This window comes from Pseudoalteromonas sp. SWYJZ12 (assembly GCF_015864395.1).
Lineage (GTDB): Bacteria > Pseudomonadota > Gammaproteobacteria > Enterobacterales > Alteromonadaceae > Pseudoalteromonas > Pseudoalteromonas arctica.
The window spans coordinates 1-19,580 of sequence record NZ_JADYXH010000014.1 but is presented as its reverse complement, the minus strand read 5'-3'; the positions used below and the strand labels follow the sequence as shown (position 1 = coordinate 19,580).

Annotated in this window: 13 protein-coding genes; 12 read left to right on the top strand and 1 reads right to left on the bottom strand. The window is 40.0% G+C overall.

The window, feature by feature from the left end; genetic code table 11:
- Positions 1-30 precede the first annotated feature (30 nt).
- The 3 genes from I6F42_RS14270 (at position 31) to I6F42_RS14260 (ending at position 5,246) form a co-directional block, all read left to right on the top strand.
- Positions 31-936, top strand: coding sequence for a GGDEF domain-containing protein (locus I6F42_RS14270; RefSeq protein ID WP_010554603.1), 906 nt, complete (start codon positions 31-33; stop codon positions 934-936).
- A gap of 164 nt (positions 937-1,100) precedes the next feature.
- Positions 1,101-2,462, top strand: coding sequence for a hypothetical protein (locus tag I6F42_RS14265; RefSeq protein WP_010554602.1), 1,362 nt, complete (start codon positions 1,101-1,103; stop codon positions 2,460-2,462).
- A gap of 126 nt (positions 2,463-2,588) precedes the next feature.
- Positions 2,589-5,246, top strand: a complete 2,658-nt coding sequence (locus I6F42_RS14260) for a DUF2339 domain-containing protein (protein WP_197152575.1) — start codon at positions 2,589-2,591, stop codon at positions 5,244-5,246.
- A 117-nt stretch (positions 5,247-5,363) separates the two neighbouring features.
- Here I6F42_RS14260 and I6F42_RS14255 read toward each other — a convergent pair whose 3' ends face one another.
- A complete protein-coding gene (locus I6F42_RS14255; RefSeq protein WP_165722053.1) occupies positions 5,364-8,804 on the bottom strand; it encodes a PAS-domain containing protein in 3,441 nt (1,146 codons plus the stop codon).
- 414 nt (positions 8,805-9,218) lie between these two features.
- Between I6F42_RS14255 and I6F42_RS14250 the strand changes: the two genes are divergently transcribed.
- The 9 genes from I6F42_RS14250 to fba all read left to right on the top strand — a co-directional run bounded on the left by I6F42_RS14250 (position 9,219) and on the right by fba (position 19,299).
- Positions 9,219-9,482, top strand: a complete 264-nt coding sequence (locus I6F42_RS14250) for a DUF4212 domain-containing protein (RefSeq protein WP_007377498.1) — start codon at positions 9,219-9,221, stop codon at positions 9,480-9,482.
- 10 nt (positions 9,483-9,492) lie between these two features.
- Entirely contained in the window at positions 9,493-11,217 is a 1,725-nt protein-coding gene (locus tag I6F42_RS14245; RefSeq protein WP_197152573.1) for a sodium:solute symporter family protein, read from the top strand.
- Between the two features lie 125 nt (positions 11,218-11,342).
- Positions 11,343-13,181, top strand: a complete 1,839-nt coding sequence (locus I6F42_RS14240) for a DUF294 nucleotidyltransferase-like domain-containing protein (RefSeq protein WP_197152571.1) — start codon at positions 11,343-11,345, stop codon at positions 13,179-13,181.
- Positions 13,182-13,196: 15 nt separating this feature from the next.
- A complete protein-coding gene (locus I6F42_RS14235; RefSeq protein WP_197152565.1) occupies positions 13,197-13,820 on the top strand; it encodes a 3'-5' exonuclease in 624 nt (207 codons plus the stop codon).
- Positions 13,821-14,121: 301 nt separating this feature from the next.
- The gene (locus tag I6F42_RS14230) at positions 14,122-14,856 is read left to right on the top strand and encodes an SIMPL domain-containing protein (protein ID WP_165741135.1); all 735 of its coding nucleotides are present in this window, start codon (positions 14,122-14,124) and stop codon (positions 14,854-14,856) included.
- Positions 14,857-14,935: 79 nt separating this feature from the next.
- The gene (locus I6F42_RS14225; protein ID WP_197152564.1) at positions 14,936-15,598 is read left to right on the top strand and encodes a peroxiredoxin-like family protein; all 663 of its coding nucleotides are present in this window, start codon (positions 14,936-14,938) and stop codon (positions 15,596-15,598) included.
- Between the two features lie 178 nt (positions 15,599-15,776).
- Positions 15,777-16,793, top strand: a complete 1,017-nt coding sequence (gene epd, locus I6F42_RS14220) for an erythrose-4-phosphate dehydrogenase (protein ID WP_007587176.1) — start codon at positions 15,777-15,779, stop codon at positions 16,791-16,793.
- Between the two features lie 64 nt (positions 16,794-16,857).
- Positions 16,858-18,033: a phosphoglycerate kinase gene (locus I6F42_RS14215; RefSeq protein WP_007587175.1), complete on the top strand. Its 1,176-nt coding sequence runs from the start codon at positions 16,858-16,860 to the stop codon at positions 18,031-18,033.
- A gap of 201 nt (positions 18,034-18,234) precedes the next feature.
- Positions 18,235-19,299 carry a class II fructose-bisphosphate aldolase gene (gene fba / locus I6F42_RS14210; RefSeq protein ID WP_197152563.1) on the top strand — a complete coding sequence of 355 codons (1,065 nt, stop codon included), beginning with the start codon at positions 18,235-18,237 and terminating at the stop codon, positions 19,297-19,299.
- Positions 19,300-19,580: the final 281 nt, after the last annotated feature.

Sequence of the window (19,580 nt, the reverse complement as noted above, 5' to 3'; positions counted from 1 at the left end):
TAATATAGTATCGAAAAGCTTAGGGTTAATATGATTGAAACTGTAAAACTCACTATCAGGCTTTCTAATTTTTTTAAAATGAGCTGGAAAAATAAAACTGTAAGCCTATTTTTATTAGCTTATATTGTTATTTTTTCAGCCTACTCCCTAACTAACTTTCCTCCCTTACAAGTTCAAAATAATGTTTACGGTTTTACAACTGATTTTATTAATTTAATTGTTCTTATTTTTTTATTTTGGATGGTTCAGTGCTCCAAACTTTCAAAGCTTGCATATACATTTTCGACTCTCGGATTAATGCTCTGGTCCATGGGTAATACAGCTGATTTAATCGATGAGATAGTGATACAGCCTTACTGGGTAAGTATTTATTTTGAAGATTTATGCAGAACCAGCGGCATGCTTTTAACTTCCTATGGTTTATTTAAAACGATGCGCTTTATACAAAGTATTAATAATCGATTAGCGCGTGAGCTAATTATTGATGATTTAACCAAGGTACATAACAGACGTTATTTTTATCAGCACGCTAAAGATGCTCAGCACTCACCTTACGTTATTTTAATTGTAGATATAGACCACTTTAAAGCAATTAATGATGAATTTGGTCATGATGTTGGTGATGTAGTGCTTAAAGAACTAGCAACTAAATACGACAATGCTTTTACGCACCAAAACAAATTTGCTCGCCTCGGTGGTGAAGAATTTGGTGGATACTTGCCTACAAATAATATGACGCAAGCATGTGATTTTTCGCAGCAATTAATTGATCTTGCGCACACCATAAATGTTCAAAATTCTCGCCACTTAACAGTAAGTATAGGTGTTGCAATGCAAACGCCTAATGAGCCTTTAGATAAAGTAATGAAGCGCGCTGATCAAGCTTTATATTTAGCTAAGAAGAGTGGCCGAGATCGTTTTGAAATTGCCCCGTAAGCGTTTTTAATTATATAAAAACACGTCCTTATTGTTTGCACATTTACTACACTTTTTAACGTTTTCGTAAGGAAATGTCAGTGAGGGTAATGCTTTGTAAATCATGAAATTAAAATAGAATGTTTGGGTCATAATGGGGATATTAATAATAAGGAATAACCTTAATGACCAACTCCCTTTTAAAAGCTGCATTACCCTTAAGTCTAATTACTATTTTGTCGGGCTGCGGCTCTGATGATAGCTCAAGCTCTACAGGTTACATCCAATTGTATAACGGCTCTTACAATAGCCCATACACACGTTTGTTTGTTGAAGAAACAGAGCGCTCAGGCGCTGATTTTGCCGATGTAACTACTCGCCATAACTACAGCACAGGCACTTATGATGTAAGTTTTGAATACCTAGATGCTAACGACAGCTATATAACAATTAGCGACCAAGAAATTTCTATTAAAGGTGACAAAACACAGTTAGTAGTAATGAGCGGCAACTTTGATGAGCCTACATTTACAGAGCTTAGCGTACCTATTACAAGCGATACGGGTGAGTTTAACTTAGGGTTTTACAATATTGCAGGGGAGGACACTAACTACGATATTTATTTAGCAACTGATGATGGCGTATTTGAAAGCGCGACACTTTTTTCATCGGCTCAATATTTAAGTGAGTTAGATCTGCAAAGCATTGATGAAGGCTATTACACTATTTACATAACAGAAGCGGGCAGCAGTGATGTTGTGTACGAGTCGTCATCTGTTTATTTATACGATGAAGCAAGTTATGTAGCAATGATCCGCCCAAGTTATGCTACAGAAGAAGGCGGTATTACGCTTGATGTAGTAACCGATAATAACTACGTTACTGAGCTTAAACATCAATCTGCACTGGGGCAATTACGCTTTATAAATACGGTCGATGACTACTCACCAGTGAGCTTTTCTGCTACACGCGGTACAACTGTAAACACAACAAATACAGTCGCTAGTGACTCTTATACCGATTATGTTGAACTTTCGCCCAATAGTTACAGCGTAGCGATGTACGACGAAGAAGGTACAAAACTAGCTGATAACTTTTTAATGACGCTAGAGCGTGAGCAAAGTGCGGTGGGTATTTTTTATAACGACGTTGATAACGGTTTACGTATGATGAGCGTTGAAGAAAACCTAACACCAAGTAGTTACAGCCATACGGTATCGGTTGTAAACCTAATTGAAAGCTACGCAGGGCAGTCGGTTTCAGATGTTGATGTGTACTTTACACTTAACGGCGAAACGGTAGACGACACCAGTAACGTAGTCGATGGCCTAGATAAGTATGACCAAGAAGAACAGGTTGTAGATAACGAAATTTACACGGTTTATGTTGTTTACGAAGATAATGGCCAGCAAATTGTGCTTATTCAGCAAAGCGATATGGACTTTACACAAGAGGGTAACTACATATTGATTTTAGAGCATGATGAAACAACAAGCTCAGGTTATAAAATGACCCTAGAGCGCACTATTACCGATAGTGTTGAATAAATCTAAACATATTAAGTAGCATAAAGCCTAAGCACTTTAAGTACTTAGGCTTTTTTATTGAACAAAATTTACCTACTCATTAATAATTAGGTACACTCAGGGCATAATAATTAATAAGAGTGTGCCATGGATGATTTAGTTGGGTTAGCCGTCATAGTAATACTGGTTGTAGTTGCCGGTGCTATTTGCGGCTTAATAGCGCTAGTGCAGTTAAATGGATTAAAACAAGAAGTTGCTGTTTTAAGGGCCAAAATAACACATCTACAAACACATAAATCGATATCGCAAAGTGAACCTCAAAGTGAAGCATCTACGGCTCAGGCAGCGCTTTCAAGATCAGAGCCAATTGCTCATAAAGCACAGCCAAACTTAACGCCCCAAAACTTGTCGCCACCTGTAATAAATCAGCTATCAGCGCCTCCTAAAAAAGCCAAACCAGCTGAAGCATCAGCCATAGAATTACTATTTAATAAATTACGCGCAGGGTTTGAAGAGAACTGGATGACCTGGATAGGCGCAATAGCGCTTGCGTTTGGGGGCATATTTTTAGCTAAATACAGCCTAGAAGCTGGATTATTATCGCCTGTAATGAGGTTGAGTTTAGGTGGCTTATTTGGGCTTGGCCTAATTGCAGCCGCAGCTTATTTACACCATAAACGCATTGTATTTGAAGGCTTTAATAATTACATACCCGCAGCGCTTGCAAGCGGCGGGTTTATTACCTGTTTTGCTTTAACGCTTTTAGCTTACAGTAGCTACGATATGCTTAGCCCTACCGTGGCATTTTTTGCGTTAGCTATTATAGCAATTAGCGCAAGTGCGATGGCACTTAGGTTAGGCCCATTATTAGCGGTATTAGGTATTATTGGCGCTTATAGTGTACCAATATGGGTTAGCACTGGCAGTGGTAACTTGTTTGCATTATTTATGTATGTTGGCTTTGTAAGTTTGTCGGCTGCGTTAGTTGCACATAAAGTACAGCGAGCTTGGTTGTGGTATTTATTATGGGCAGGGCATATTGGTTGGTATTTAGTTGGTTTTACATTACTTAAAATTAATACCGTTTGGTTAATGGGGGCATTTGCTTTACTTAGTATTATTGGGTTAATTGCTATACCGCGCTTAGGTCTAAAACTGAATGTTATTGAACATCGCCCGCACAGTTTAAAACGCTTAATTAAAGTGCTTCCAGATCATGCATTATTACTCGCCTTTATGGCGCCCTTAATATTTACCATGCTAATAAGTCACTTTGATATGCAGTGGCAAACAATCGGCGTGTTGTGTATTGTATTGGTGTTGTTTTTAGTCCTTAAAAATAGCCGTTGGGATATTTGGCAGGGTGTAGCGTTAGTTATTTCAACACTATTAGTGATAGGCGCTCAGCGCACGCATCTTTCGCCAAACCTATTTGATGACGCACTCTTTATATTCAAAAATGAGTATGGTTTGGGTTTATTTCTCGGATTGTTACTTACCGCTTTTGGGCTTTATTACGGTAAAAAACAGATTAAGCGTTTAGCGTTTCATATTACGGGGGCATTTAGTGTATTTGTAATGATAGCGACTTTATATACGCTTATTCCTAATTCCGCGTTAAGTACTGCATATCCACTTTGGGCCGTTGTATTGTTTGTAGTGGCGGCTATTTTAATAAAGCTCGCGCAGCATCCCGTGCAACATAATACAACGCTATTTCAGTGTTTTACTTATTGGGTAGGCGCTAATGCCAATATTACGTTAGCAATTACCATGCTACTAAGTGACAGCGGCCTAACCATTGCTCTTGCTGTACAAGTATTACTTATAAGCGTACTTATTAAACGCTATAGCGTGCCTATGCCACATTGGCCTATAAAAGCCTTGGTTGCTGCGTTATTACTGCGCTTAACGCTTTCACCTTGGACGCCAAGCTACGATGCGCTAACGGTATTTGGTTTGCATTGGAGTATTGTGGTTTATCCGTTATGTATCGCGTTATTTTTTGCCGCAGCTAAGTGCTTTGACTCATCAAAACTTAAAATATGGCTGGAAGGTGCAGCCCTTCATTGTTTAGCGCTTTTTATTACAACCGAAACAAGTTATCAGTTAGTAGGGCATTATCCGCAATTTGATTCACTTAATTTTTATGAACAAATACTCCTTACCTGTAACTGGCTGGCATTAGGGTGCGTGTATTTACATAGAGCAAAACTTGCCGGTACTTTAGCTAAGTTATACCAAGTGGCGGGCTTTGCACTTGTAGGGTTAGCAGGGCTTTTTGCTATTAAAACACTGCTTGACGACAACCCATTATTTGAATCACTTTACATAGGTGAGCTGCCAATATTTAACTGGTTATTACTATTGTGGTTAGTACCTGCAGGATTAACGCTTTGGCTGGCCAAGCTTGTAAAACCAATAAACGCTAAAGCTACGCCATTTATATTGGCCGTTGCGGGTGGGTTTATATTATTGGCAATAAACAGCTTTATTCGCCAATACTGGCAAGGGCCTTATATTTACTTATCAAAAGGCGCAAGTAATGCAGAGCTTTATAGCTACTCTGTTATTTGGTTAGTAATGGGGGCGGGTACTGTTATTTTTGGTCATTTAAAAAATCAATTATTAATACAAAAAGTAGGCCTAGGCATACTAGCTGCCGTTATTGTTAAAGTGTTTTTAATTGATATGGCTAACTTGGAGGGCTTACTTAAAGCGCTTTCGTTTATTGGATTAGGGCTTTCGTTGGTGGGGTTAAGTTGGTTGTTCCAAAAGCTTAGAAGCCGAGTAAATCAAGTTTAACTTTATGAATACTTTATAAAGCAAAGCCCAGTGAAGATACTGGGCTTTTTGTTTTACGCTATTACTTGATAGCTTTTAACTAGAATACTTTTAACTAGAACACTTTTTACTAGCTTATTATGTACTGTGATTAAGCAGTGCTTTTAGTTTGCCCGGTTTAATTGGCTTACTTAAATAATGAATATTAGCGGCTTTGGTTTCTTGTTTAAGCTCGGTGTCGCGTACTGCGGTAATTAAAATAGCAGGTACTTGGCTTTGCCAAATTTCGCGCAGGGTTTTAATTAGCGTTATGCCATCGCAGTCATTGCCTAATTGGTAGTCCATTAAAATAACATCGGGTGCACCGTTTTGCTTAGCGTGCGCCAGTACATTATTTACATTATCAAATAGCGTGTAATTAGCTTGCCACTTTTTAAGTAAGCTTGCCATTGCAGCTAGGTTTTCAGGGTCGTCGTCTACGGCAACAATATTAATTGCTGCACGGTTTTCTATTAGGCTGTTTGTCGTACTTTTTTGTTGTACAAACTGCTCGTCACCATAAGGTACTTCAATGCTAAAACGGCTACCTTTATTGGGCTCAGAATGCACATCAAGCGGCAAACTTAATAAGTCAGCCATACGTTTTACAACACCTAAGCCTAAGCCTACGCCTTTGTTATCGCCCGACTCAACACGGTAAAAGTCGTTAAATATTTTAGCTTGCTCTACTTCGCTAATACCAGGGCCTGTATCCCATACTTCTATTCGTAAATTGTGCTTTCGGTTCCTACAGGCAATTAATACACGGCCATTATCGGTGTATTTAACTGCATTAGAGACCAAGTTTTGAATAATTCGGCGTAAATAGGTTATATCGCTGTGCACAATTTGTTGGTTAGAACGCACACTAAGCTTAAGGCCTTTATCACTTGATAAAATAGCGTATTCACTTTGCAGTGGCGCTAAAATATCTTCAATATAAAAATGGCGAGGGGTTGGGGTCATAGCGCCTTGTTCTAGCTTGGCTATTTCAAGTAGTGCCGACATTAAGTGCACGGTTGAATCGAGACTGTCGCCTAATTTTTCAAAGCTGTTTTGGTTAGTGCTGTCGAGTTGCTTTTCGTCAATGGCAGCAAGGTATAAACGTGCTGCGTTTAACGGCTGTAAAATGTCGTGGCTCGCCAGTGCTAAAAAGCGCGTTTTACTGTCGTTGGCTTGCTCTGCTTCTCGTTTGGCTAAAGTAAGTGCTTGCTCGGTTTGTACACGGCTATCTATTTGAGCTTGTAAGTCTCTATTAATGGTTTGCACTTCTTGAGTTCGCGCTTCTATGCGGTTTTCAAGATCCATGTTTACTTCTTCAAGCGCATTTTGCGTACTTATGTGATTGGTAATATCCGAAAAGCTGGTAACAAATCCGCCATCGGGCAGCGGATTACCAATCATTTCGTATACTTGGCCATTACGACGGTGGCGAATAAAGTGATGCGAGCTGCCGTATTTTAAATGCTGCACACGTTTTTCTACTTGGCGTTCTATTTCGCCAGGGCCACATTCACCACGGTTAGCGTTGTATCTAATAATATCTTCTATGGGTTGGCCTACTTCTAAAAATCCTTCAGGGTAGCCGAACATTTCGCTGTAGCGTTTATTCCAAGCTACTAGCTTTAAATCTTTATCGACAACTGAAATACCATGGCTTAAATTTTCGAGTGAGGTAAATAACAGATTTTGATTAAATTGCAGCGCTTGTGTGGTTTCGTCAAAAAAGTTTACAACTTCTTCAAACGCCATACGCTTACCCGACGATACCGTATGTATTAATGCTTGCGCTGACGATGCGCCAAGCACGCCTGTTAACGCGCGTTCGCAGTAGGCTATAAATTCAGGCTCTGGGTGTGCGTTGTTATCGCTTAAGTGATGGGCGAGTGCGTAATGCGCCAATACTTGTTGGCTGCGCTGAATACCTAAAAAGGTTTGCAGGAGTATTTTAAAGTCGTAAACAGTGGCTTTTACGTCTTTATTTAAGCGCCTTGATAAAATAGCCTGATCTTTAGGGTTAACAAAAGCAGCTGCCTGAATCTTATCAATTAAGCGCTCTTCAGCCCCAAGTGAAAAACTAATATAACACCCAATATTGGCAAACAAAGCTATCAAGGTTCCACGCGTTATAAGCGTTTGTTGTAGCTCGCTATCAAGCGTTGCTCCGGCATCGAGTATTGGCAGCATTAAAAAGAGTACCCAGCAAATAAAGCCCGCCACTAAACCTGCATAAACCCCATAAGCATGGCCTTTTCGCCAGTATAAACCACCCACAATAGCGGGTAATAATTGAGTAACAAGTGAAAAAGCAACTAAGCCCATACTTGCCAGCGCGCTGCTATGGCCAAACCATTGTTGATAGAAATAGGCCAAAATTAATATGCCTGCAATAGCAAAGCGCCTTACAAGTAAAATTCGAGACTTATAACTGGTAGTAATTAAGTTGCGTTTAAATTTACGACGTAGCATTAGGGGTAATACCACATCGTTTGAAATCATCGTGCTTAATGTAAGCGTTGCTACCACTATCATTGCGGTGGCGGCCGATAAACCACCTATAAATACAAAGGTAGTTAAAAAGGCGTTGTCGTTAATTAACGGTAGGGCAAGTACAAAGCTGTCGGGTGAATAGCCGCTGCCAATTTCAGGATGAATTGCCGCAGTCGCAATAGGTAAAATCATTGCGGCAGTTAATAGTAAATACAGCGGAAAAGCCCAGCGAGCGGTAAGTAAGTGGCGTTTGTTTTGGTTGTCGACCACGGTTACATGGAACTGGCGTGGTAAACATATAATAGCCGCCGCAGCCATTAAAGACTGGCCAATAAAGTTAAAACTAAAAAAGTTAAAGTCGCTCCAATGGGCCCAAATCGACTCGGTTACTTTATTTGAAGTAGGCTCTGGCATATTAAATAAGGTGTAAACAGCAAGGCCTGCTACAGCAATAAGTGCAATAAGTTTAATCATCGATTCAAACGCGACAGCAAGCATTAACCCAGAGCGATACTCTGTTACGTCCACTTTGCGGGTACCAAAAAATATTGCAAATAAGGCCATAATTAATGTGGCAGAAAGCGCGAGCATATCGCCTGATATTTTATTACTGTTTTGCAAAAGTAAAAAGCTGGTACTAAGCGCTTTTAATTGCAGTGCAATATAGGGAATAGTCGCTAGTAAGGCGATTACAGTAACCATAATAGCGGTAGTTTGGCGTTTGCCGTAACGAGCTGAAATAAAGTCAGCAATAGTCGTTATGTTTTGTTTTTTGCTTACCAGTACCAGCTTACGTAAAAACCCTTGGCCGAATAAAAACAGCAGCGCAGGGCCCAATAATATTGGCAAATAACTCCAACTACTGGTGGCGGCTGTACCCACTGAGCCGTAGTAAGTCCAAGAGGTACAGTAAATCCCAAGTGAGAGTGAATACACAAAAGGGTGATGGCTAATACGCTTTGCCAAAGGGGTTGTTTTATCGCCCCAATTGGCGAGCCAAAACAGCACACCTATATAACTTAAAGCAACAATAATGAGTACGGCAGTCATGTTGTTATTAAACCTTATTATTTTAAATAGTCCCTCAACCCTATGAGGGATTAACACAATACCAGAACTGAGGTTAAGTGTGAGGCTTGAATTTAAAATAAAACTTTCATTTTATTTCTATCTTATTGAATATTAATAACAAAAATAAAATCATCGCAAGCATTAGACTAATGTCGCATTAATAACCAACTTACCAATTTAACAGTAAAGCCAATTCAAAAAATTAAGCTAACCAATTGAAATAAAATGAAAATGTATAAAATACGTTTGAATGATAAATACAGTTTACGTAAACGTTAATAAGCTGTTACGACTATGGTCTCAATTCAATATGTAACCAGCGTTGCTAAATTGGTAAGCGAAGATAAAAAACCACTCATCGCGATATTGCGGTGCTTAAAGGGGAAAACAAAAATGGCTTTTAAAGATGAAGAACAAGCAAAAGCTTATTGGGCAGAAAACATTTCGCTGTTATTTAAACTATTAGCAGTGTGGTTTATCGTGTCTTTCGGCTTTGGCATATTACTGGTTGATGTACTTAATGAAGTGCGTTTTTTTGGGTTTAAACTTGGCTTCTGGTTCGCCCAGCAAGGCGCGATTTATACCTTTGTTGCTTTGATTTTTGTGTACGTTTTCAAAATGAATACGTTAGATAAAAAATACGGCGTAGACGAATAGGAGCTAAGCAATGGATGTTCAAACACTCACGTTTATAATTGTTGGTTTAAGCTTTGCGCTTTATATCGGCATAGCAATTTGGGCCCGTGCGGGTTCAACTAAAGAGTTTTATGTAGCAGGCGGCGGCGTACCTCCTCTTGCTAATGGTATGGCAACGGCTGCCGATTGGATGAGCGCCGCGTCGTTTATTTCAATGGCGGGTATTATTTCGTTTGCAGGTTACGATGGCAGCGTTTACTTAATGGGGTGGACAGGTGGTTATGTACTATTAGCCATGTGTTTAGCGCCTTACTTACGTAAATTCGGCAAGTTTACTGTTCCTGACTTTATTGGCGACCGTTACTATTCACGCACCGCGCGTTTAGTAGCAATTGTATGTGCCATATTCATTTGTTTTACTTACATTGCAGGGCAAATGCGTGGTGTAGGCGTCGTATTTTCACGCTTTTTAGAAGTAGAAATTGAAACCGGTGTTTACATTGGTATGGTGATTGTATTCTTTTATGCGGTACTTGGCGGCATGAAAGGTATTACCTACACACAAGTAGCGCAGTATTGTGTACTTGTATTTGCCTACCTTGTACCAGCTATTTTCATCTCGATGATGATGACGGGTCACTTTTTCCCACAAACCGGTTTTGGTGCCACATTAATTGGCAGCGATGGCGTGTACGTACTTGATAAACTAGACGGCTTAAGCGCTGAACTTGGTTTTGCGCAATATACCGAAGGCTCTAAGAGCATGATTGACGTGTTCGCTATTACTGGCGCGTTAATGGTAGGTACTGCTGGTTTACCACATGTAATTGTTCGCTTTTTCACTGTACCTCGCGTAAAAGACACGCGTATTTCTGCAGCATGGACACTTGTGTTCATCGCGATTGTTTATACTACAGCACCTGCGGTTGCAGCCTTTGCTCGCGTAAATATGGTTGATACTATTAATGGTAAAGACGGTAGCGGTACAGCTTACGCAGAAGCACCAGGATGGATTAAAAACTGGGAACGCACAGGTTTAATTACATTTAATGATAAAAACGGCGATGGCAAAATGTTCTACACGGCGGGTAAAATCACCGATCCGAACAGTGCTAACGAAGTAAACGTAGACCGCGACATTATGGTATTAGCAAATCCAGAGATTGCTAACTTACCAGCATGGGTAATCGCACTTGTAGCTGCTGGTGGTATTGCCGCTGCACTTTCTACAACAGCAGGTTTACTACTGGTTATTTCGACCTCCGTTTCGCACGATTTACTCAAGCGAACTCTCAAGCCCGATATTACCGACAAGCAAGAGTTACTTGCAGCGAGGTTGGCAGCCATGGTCGCTATTGTTATCTCCGCGTACTTTGGTATTAACCCGCCTGGGTTTGTGGCATCGGTAGTGGCATTTGCATTCGGCTTGGCGGCAGCGAGTTTCTTCCCAGCAATTATTATGGGTATATTCTCTAAAACAATGAACCGCGAAGGCGCAATTGCAGGCATGGTAACGGGTATTGGCTTTACCGCTGCGTATATCATCTTCTTCAAGTTTGTTAGCCCAGAGCTAAACAGCCCTGAAAACTGGTTCTTAGGTATTTCGCCTGAAGGTATTGGCTTAATTGGTATGATTATTAACTTTGCAGTTGCTGCAATTGTTCTTAAGTTTACTAAACCCACACCAGTTGAAATTCAAGAAATGGTAGAAGGTATTCGTAACCCTAAAGGGTCAGCTGAAGCGCACGATCACTAGGCAACAATTTATAGATATAGTTTAGAAAACATAAAGCATCAAAAGCCCGACTTTAGTCGGGCTTTTTATTTGTTTAATAAATAAGTACATTAGATTGGTACATCACCATTTAAAGAGCGAATACAATGAGTGTAGAACAACAAGAAATAGCCCAATACGTTTGTTTGCAAGCGCCTTTTACACTGCTTGATAGCAGCGCATACGAATACTTTGTAAATCATCTTGATATTATTTACCTTACCCGCGAAAACCAAACTCAGTGGTTACAAAGTGAAAACCCTAAACTATTTTTAATTCGCTCTGGTTTGTACGACCTCGTTGATGGCAAGGGCGATGTTGTTACACGCTTAGCGCAAGGTGACTATTTTGGTTTTCCGTCGCTGTTAACCGGTGAGGCAATTCAAAATAGGTTAGAAGTACAAAAAGAGGGCATTGTGTATATGCTCTCTCAAACGCACTTTGATTTTTTACGCAGAGAATATAAATCGTTTGAGCAATACTTTGTACGCGCTCATGCTAACCGGTTGTTGTCATCGCATTATAAAAGTAAAAACGATAGCTGGTCTGAACGTAAAATATCAGAGCTGATGACCCGCACCGCCATTACGCTTACGCCCGATGCAAGTATTAGGCAAAGCGCTAAAAAAATGAAAGAGCATGGTGTATCGTCAATAATGATAACGCAGCACGCGCACTTAGTAGGGGTTGTGACTGACCGCGACTTACGTAATCGAGTACTTGCCGACGAAGTAGATCCACAAGACGCAGTAAGCAGTATTATGACCGCCAAGCCCAAGTTTATATTTGAAAATAACCGGGTGTTTTCGGCGCTGCACTTAATGCTTAAATACAATATTCACCATTTGCCCGTGCTTGACGAAAACCATAACCCGATAGGGATGATAACCAGCACCGATTTACTACGCCAACAAAAAAGTGACCCCGTACAGCTTATTGGGCGCATATATAAAGCGCATACTGTTACTGATTTAAAACGCTACGCTAAAGAAATTCCCGAACTTTTGCGTAGTTTTTCGTACAACATTGACGACATATCATTAATTGGTAAATTACTCAGTGGTTTAACCGATGCGCTTACATCGCGCCTTATTCACTTATTTCAAGAAGAGCATGGCGCAGCGCCAACCAGCTTTAGTTTTATTTGCTTTGGCTCGCAAGCACGCGAAGAACAAACCCTGCATTCGGATCAAGATAACGGCTTATTACTCCCTAACGACTTAACCCCCGAACAACACGCTTACTTTAAAAGCATGGGAGAGTTTGTATGTGAAAACTTAGTTGAGTGCGGCATTAGGCGTTGCCCAGGTAATATTATGGCAAGCAACGATGAGTGCCGAATGAGCGTAAACGACTGGAGCGAGCGCTTTTTTAAATGGATAAAAAGCCCTACTCCTAATGCAATGCTCAACTGTAAAATATTTTTTGACCTGCGATTTATTGAAGGCTCAAATGCTTTATACACCGCTTTTTGCGAGCAACTAATTCGTATATCGCGTAACGACTTATTCTATGCCGCAATGGCAACCGATATAAGCAGCAACAGCGTGCCAATTGGTTTATTTAATAAATTTAAAACCGAAAAAACAGATCAAAATAATAAATACATAGATTTAAAAAAACGCGGTGTCGTAATTATAAATGACATAGTGCGGTTATACGCTTTTAAAGCGGGTATTAGGCGCGCCAACACGCAAGAGCGGTTGGACGCACTACTAAAACATAAACTGATCAGCAAAGAAGATATATACAACCTAAAAGACTGCTGGCGGTTCTTAACGCAGCTTCGTTTGAGTACACAAATAAACGAAGAGGGCTTACCGAGTAATTGCATTAACCCTAATAAATTAAACTCACTAGAGCGCCATCAACTAAAAGAAGCGTTTTACCTTGTTAAACAAGCGCAGCAAGCCGCCGCGTTTAAGTTTGCTCGCGGCAGTTTATAATGATGGATTACTAACATGGTAAAAAAGCTGCTCACTCGGTATTTAAAGCGCCGTAAATTACTAGGTAAAAATGCCTTACAACAACGTTATTTGGTGATTGATTTAGAGCTCACTGGGCTTGATGCAAAACAGCACGAAATTGTATCGGTAGCGTGGGTGATAATAGATAATCAATGTATAAAAATGAGCGAGTCACAGCACCTTATAAATAAAGACGTAAAAAGCCTTGAGCAAAGTCCTGTTTTTCATGGAATTAGCGATGATGCTATAACAAAAGGACAGAGCTTGTGCAGTATATTAACGCAACTAAGCAGCCACTTTAGTGATTGTATTTTAGTGTTTCATAATGCCATGCTCGATTGGGGGTTTTTAAAAATAGCGCTTAAAAATGCCAATATAACTATACGTCCTAAACTCATAATCGACACACTCCATATTGAACAAAAGCGCTTACTGCATCATTCAACTGAAATAAAACAAGATGATTTAACCCTTAATGCTTGCCGCACACGTTATGAGTTACCAAGCTATCATTGCCATCATGCACTGACTGATGCACAAGCAACCGCTGAGTTACTGCTAGCCCAGTGCCATCAAATAAGCCGTGGCAAAGAGTTAAAATTAGGCGAGTTGATGTAGGTTGGCTGTAGGCGGGGCTTTATACCAATCTGCTTATATACGGGGTCTATTTAACATTAAGAAAATTACGCTAGAACTAGGCAAAAATTTTTGTATCTAGTTGTTCTAAATAAAAAATTTTTAACGACGTTATAGTGCAATTTAATTTGTTAAATTGATCAAAGATTTATGCAGGTTGGTATTATGCCGCGTGAGATAAACTCCCGCCTACAATAAAGAGCAGTTTACTTTTATTGTTATCCGTATGACTATAGGTACAGTTACGTAGTCATTATTTAGCTAATTACTCCAAGGAACGAATATGAAACTCATTACTGCCATTTTCTTAACCTTATTCCCACTCATCACTTTTGCTAATTCAAGCTTACCTGCTAATCGCCATATTGCAGTGCAGGGTACTGCTGAGGTATTGGCAAAGCCCGATATGGCTAAGATTTCTTTTGAAGTAATAAGCTTTAAAGACAAATCACTTGATGCAAAACGTGATGTTGATGATCGAGTAAATTTGTTACTTAAAGGATTAAGCAAGTACGGTGTTAAGGAGACGGATGTTTCTGCTACAAGCCTGTTAACTTACAATGATGACGACAAGTTTAATGTCGAGAGCGGTACAGCAATTAATGCAGGATATGTAGCAACAAGAACACTTAAAGTAACATTAAGAAATATTGAAAAGTTGAATGATTTTATCGATTTTGCATTAAGTGTAAAAATTAATGAACTGACGAATATTGAGCTTATGTCTTCAAAAGCCGCGCAGTTAGAAGCTGAAGCAACACAAGGCGCAATAGATAACGCTATAGTTAAAGGGGGTAAGCTTGCTAAAGCATTTGGCGCAGAGCTTGGAAAAATTTACAGCATTAATTCAAATTCTAACCGTTCAAGTTATGGTTATGGCGCAGATAATTTTGAGAGAATAGTTGTAACCGGTTCTAAAGTTACTAGAAATCCATTTGAGCAAGGTAGATACCTGCAAGAAACTATTACATTTAAATCATCAATAAACGTGGTGTTTGATTTAGAAGTAAATGAATAAGTTAAAATTTTCATTTCAAATACATTTTCATAATGTAAGCTGGCTTTAAGTTTTTGATTAATTTGAAGGTAGCCATATTATGAGCGATGAAAATAACACGTTAAAAGCACAAACTGAGGCAAAAATAGCAGCAGGGCGTAAAGGTAATCCTGATTTTATGAAAGGTGTTGATGAAACGATTGCACAAGCAAAAGCGTTTCAACAAGGTGCTAATGCACTTGATTTAAACCAAATCGCACCAAGTTTTGAGTTACCAAATCAGCATGGTCAATCGGTGCAGTTAACCGAGTTACTTGCTAAAGGGCCTGTGGTTGTTACTTTTTATCGTGGAAGTTGGTGTCCGTACTGTAATTTACAGCTCAAAGCGCTTCAAGCACGTTTACCTGAAATTCACGCATTAGGCGCACAATTGGTGGCTATTAGCCCGCAAGTACCCGATGGCTCAATGAGCGAAAACGAAATAAGTAAAATGGATTTTTTAGTGCTGAGTGATCAAAATGCCGATGTAGCAGCAAGCTACGGCGTAGCATGGCAAGTACCTACATTTTTACTAGAGCATATGCGAATAGACCGAGGCCTAGATTTAGAGTCACTGAATAACGGAAATGGCAGTATTTTACCTATTCCTGCCACCTTTGTTTTAGATAAACAAGGTAAAGTGACTTGGCGTTATGTTGATGTTGATTATCGTACTCGTTCTGAGCCAGAAGATATAATTAACGCATTGAAAAATTTAGTATAAAAAACTTAATTTTAAAAGTCAGAACCCTTGAAGAGCTTGCAATGCCTAAGCTCTTTGCTCTTAATTTAAAGTTTCTAATGCTTCCCTCTTATAATCAGATGCAAGGTCGATTACAATACAGGCATCTAAAAGGCGTATTGCCTTTATCTGCACGCTAAAAGAGTGGATTTTATATTTCATGGCAATCAAACTTGCAATTAATGGTTTTGGTCGTATTGGTCGAAATATTGTCCGCGCGTTATACGAGTCTGGTTTGAGCGACGATATAAAAATTGTTGCGATTAACGAACTTGCTGATCCTGAAGCTATTGCTCATTTATTAAAATACGACACATCCCACGGTCGTTTTTCTTTTCCTGTAAAACTTGGTGAAGACACCATTAGTGTTGCAGGCGATACCATTGCACTTTTTTGTGAAGAAAACCCAATTGAATTACCTTGGCAAACGCTCGATGTAGACGTTGTACTTGAATGTACGGGTGTTTATCACTCGCGTGAACATGCGCAGTTACATATTACCGCAGGCGCTAAAAAGGTGTTGTTTTCGCATCCGGCTGATAACGATGTTGATGCAACGATTGTGTATGGCATTAACGACGATGAGCTTAAAAACGAGCACACAATTGTGTCTAACGGCTCGTGCACAACTAACTGTGTAGTGCCGGTTATTAAAGTATTAGATGATGCATTTGGTATTGAGTCGGGCGCTATTACAACTATTCATGCGTCGATGAACGATCAACAAGTGATTGATGGTTATCATCATGATTTACGCCGTACTCGTGCTGCAAGCCAATCAATTATTCCAGTTGATACAAAGCTTGCCCGTGGTATAGACCGTATTTTACCTAAATTTAAAGGCCGTTTTGAAGCTATAGCCGTACGTGTTCCTACTATAAATGTAACGGCAATGGATTTAAGTGTAACGGTTAATACCGATGTAGATTTAAACGCAGTAAATAATGCACTTAAAGCACAAGCAAAAGATCGCTTAGAAGGTATTTTAAGTTATACCGAAGAGCCGCTTGTATCGGTTGATTTTAATCACGACCCACATTCTTGTATTATTGATGGCACACAAACACGTGTCAGTCACAAACGACTGATAAAGTTATTAGTATGGTGTGATAACGAATGGGGTTTTGCTAATCGTATGCTCGACACAGCGCGTGCTATGATGGCAGTGAATAAGTAATTTATTAATATAATAATTTTAAACGTATTTTTCAGGTTCAGTATCGTTAACTAAGGAGATGTTCATGTCGGTCATAAAAATGGCAGATTTAGATTTAAACGGCAAACGCGTATTAATTCGTGAAGATTTAAATGTACCAGTTAAAGCAGGTAAAGTGACGTCAGATGCGCGTATTCGTGCAGCACTACCTACTATTAAATTAGCGCTTGAGATGGGTGCTAAAGTAATGGTTATGTCACACCTTGGCCGTCCTACGGAAGGGGAATATGATGAAGCGTTTTCGCTAGCACCTGTCGCTGATTACTTAAACGATGCCCTTGAGCAAACTGTACGTTTAGAAAAAGATTATCTAAACGGTGTTGATATTGCTGATAACGAAGTTGTTGTTTTTGAAAATGTGCGCTTTAACAAAGGCGAGAAGAAAAACGACGAAGCGTTATCTAAGCAACTTGCAGCACTGTGTGATGTATATGTAATGGATGCATTTGGTACGGCTCACCGTGCACAAGCATCTACGCATGGCGTTGGCTTATTTGCTGATGTGGCATGTGCAGGTCCATTGTTATCAGCTGAACTAGAAGCGTTAGGCAAAGCACTTGATAACCCAGCTCGTCCATTAGTGGCGATTGTTGGTGGTTCTAAAGTTTCAACTAAGCTAACCGTTTTAGATTCACTTTCTAAAATTGTTGACCAATTAGTTACCGGTGGCGGTATTGCAAATACCTTTATTGCTGCATCAGGTAGCCCAGTTGGTAAATCGCTTTACGAACCAGATTTAATGGATGAAGCTAACCGCTTATGTGCAGCAGCGATTGCTAATAATGGTGAAATTCCGGTACCGACTGACGTAGTTGTTGGTAATGAGTTTTCTGAATCTGCTGTAGCTACGCTTAAAGATGTAAGCGAAGTAACAAGCGACGATATGATTTTTGATATTGGTCCTGATACAGCGAGCAAGCTTGCAAAAATTATTGCAAATGCGGGCACTGTTGTATGGAATGGCCCTGTTGGCGTGTTCGAGTTTGACCAATTTGGTAATGGCACACGTGCTATTGCACAAGCAATTGCTAACTCAAATGCGTTTTCAATTGCTGGTGGTGGTGATACCTTAGCCGCAATTGATAAATACGGCATTGCCGATAAAGTTTCTTATATTTCTACTGGTGGTGGTGCGTTCTTAGAGTTTTTAGAAGGCAAAAAACTTCCAGCAGTTGAAATGCTAGAGTCGCGCGCTAAGTAATTTTAGTAGCGTAAGGTGAGGGGGTAATAGCCCTCACCGACAATTAATTATTAAATACCTCTCACCCTAATTTAATAGTTAATTTAGATGGAATATTACTGCAAAGCAGTGGTTTTTCGTGGCGTTGTTATAACGCCAAACTAACACATCCGTTCAAACTAGATGGTAGGGAACTACTGTCGATAAATTGGAGAATACCCAATGGCTTTAATCAGTATGCGACAACTTTTAGATCATGCAGCAGAGCATGGTTACGGCGTACCTGCTTTTAACGTTAACAATCAAGAGCAAATGCGCGCAATAATGGAAGCGGCTGACAAAACAAACAGCCCAGTAATCGTTCAGGGATCAGCTGGCGCACGTGCTTATGCTGGTGCTCCATTTATTCGTCATATGATTTTAGCAGCCGTTGAAGAATGGCCACATATCCCCGTTGTTATGCACCAAGATCACGGCACATCGCCAGGTGTATGTCAGCGTTCAATTCAGCTTGGTTTTTCATCAGTAATGATGGATGGCTCGTTAATGAGCGACGGTAAAACTCCTTCAAGCTACGAATACAATATAGAAGTAACGCGCGAAACTGTTGCTATGGCTCATGCTTGTGGCGTATCGGTTGAAGGCGAGCTAGGTGTACTTGGTTCACTGGAAACAGGTGAAGCTGGCGAAGAAGACGGTGTTGGCGCAGAAGGGTTACTAACCACTGAGCAAATGCTAACAGACCCTGAAGAAGCGGCTGACTTTGTAAATAAAACACATGTTGATGCACTTGCAATTGCATGTGGTACTTCGCACGGAGCTTATAAATTTACTCGCCCACCAACAGATGACATTTTAGCGATTGACCGCATTAAAGCGATTCATGCACGTATTCCTAACACGCATTTAGTGATGCATGGTTCATCTTCAGTTCCTCAAGAATGGTTAGAAATTATTAATCAGTATGGTGGCGAAATTCCAGAAACTTATGGTGTGCCAGTTGAACAGATTGTTGAAGGCATTAAGTTTGGTGTTCGTAAGGTAAATATTGATACCGATTTACGTTTAGCATCTACCGGTGCAATTCGCCGTCATATGGCGCTTAACCCATCTAACTTCGATCCACGTAAATACTTAGCTGAAGCAACTAAAGCAATGACAGAGATTTGTGTTGCACGCTATAACTCGTTTGGTACTTCTGGTCAGGCTAGTAAAATTAAGCCAATTTCACTTGATGAAATGCACCTTAAATACTTAAGCGGCGAGCTAGACCCTAAAATTAGATAATAGATCAATTTATAATTGATCATTATTAGGGCCTGTTTATCTTTCGAGGTTAAATTTGCAGCAGTATGTTTGGTATTTAGGCAAGGCAGAGCCTATGCAGTGTGGTTATTCCCCATAAATAGGCGATAACGTGGAATAAATGCCAAACATGCGCTGCCCGAACGGTTCTGCCTAGGGGCAATTTACTCTTTGTTGCCTACATGGATGTCATAGGTAGGTACTTAAGAAAAATATTAAGTACAGCCTTAAAAATTTGGCTCTACCCCATACTGAAATACTCC

What these genes read in the sequence shown, in the direction of transcription:
- I6F42_RS14270 (WP_010554603.1), top strand. Translation starts at nt 31, where the DNA reads ATGATTGAAACTGTAAAACTCACTATCAGGCTTTCTAATTTTTTTAAA.
- I6F42_RS14265 (WP_010554602.1), top strand. Translation starts at nt 1,101, where the DNA reads ATGACCAACTCCCTTTTAAAAGCTGCATTACCCTTAAGTCTAATTACT.
- I6F42_RS14260 (WP_197152575.1), top strand. Translation starts at nt 2,589, where the DNA reads ATGGATGATTTAGTTGGGTTAGCCGTCATAGTAATACTGGTTGTAGTT.
- I6F42_RS14255 (WP_165722053.1), bottom strand. Translation starts at nt 8,804, where the DNA reads ATGACTGCCGTACTCATTATTGTTGCTTTAAGTTATATAGGTGTGCTG.
- I6F42_RS14250 (WP_007377498.1), top strand. Translation starts at nt 9,219, where the DNA reads ATGGCTTTTAAAGATGAAGAACAAGCAAAAGCTTATTGGGCAGAAAAC.
- I6F42_RS14245 (WP_197152573.1), top strand. Translation starts at nt 9,493, where the DNA reads ATGGATGTTCAAACACTCACGTTTATAATTGTTGGTTTAAGCTTTGCG.
- I6F42_RS14240 (WP_197152571.1), top strand. Translation starts at nt 11,343, where the DNA reads ATGAGTGTAGAACAACAAGAAATAGCCCAATACGTTTGTTTGCAAGCG.
- I6F42_RS14235 (WP_197152565.1), top strand. Translation starts at nt 13,197, where the DNA reads ATGGTAAAAAAGCTGCTCACTCGGTATTTAAAGCGCCGTAAATTACTA.
- I6F42_RS14230 (WP_165741135.1), top strand. Translation starts at nt 14,122, where the DNA reads ATGAAACTCATTACTGCCATTTTCTTAACCTTATTCCCACTCATCACT.
- I6F42_RS14225 (WP_197152564.1), top strand. Translation starts at nt 14,936, where the DNA reads ATGAGCGATGAAAATAACACGTTAAAAGCACAAACTGAGGCAAAAATA.
- epd (WP_007587176.1), top strand. Translation starts at nt 15,777, where the DNA reads ATGGCAATCAAACTTGCAATTAATGGTTTTGGTCGTATTGGTCGAAAT.
- I6F42_RS14215 (WP_007587175.1), top strand. Translation starts at nt 16,858, where the DNA reads ATGTCGGTCATAAAAATGGCAGATTTAGATTTAAACGGCAAACGCGTA.
- fba (WP_197152563.1), top strand. Translation starts at nt 18,235, where the DNA reads ATGGCTTTAATCAGTATGCGACAACTTTTAGATCATGCAGCAGAGCAT.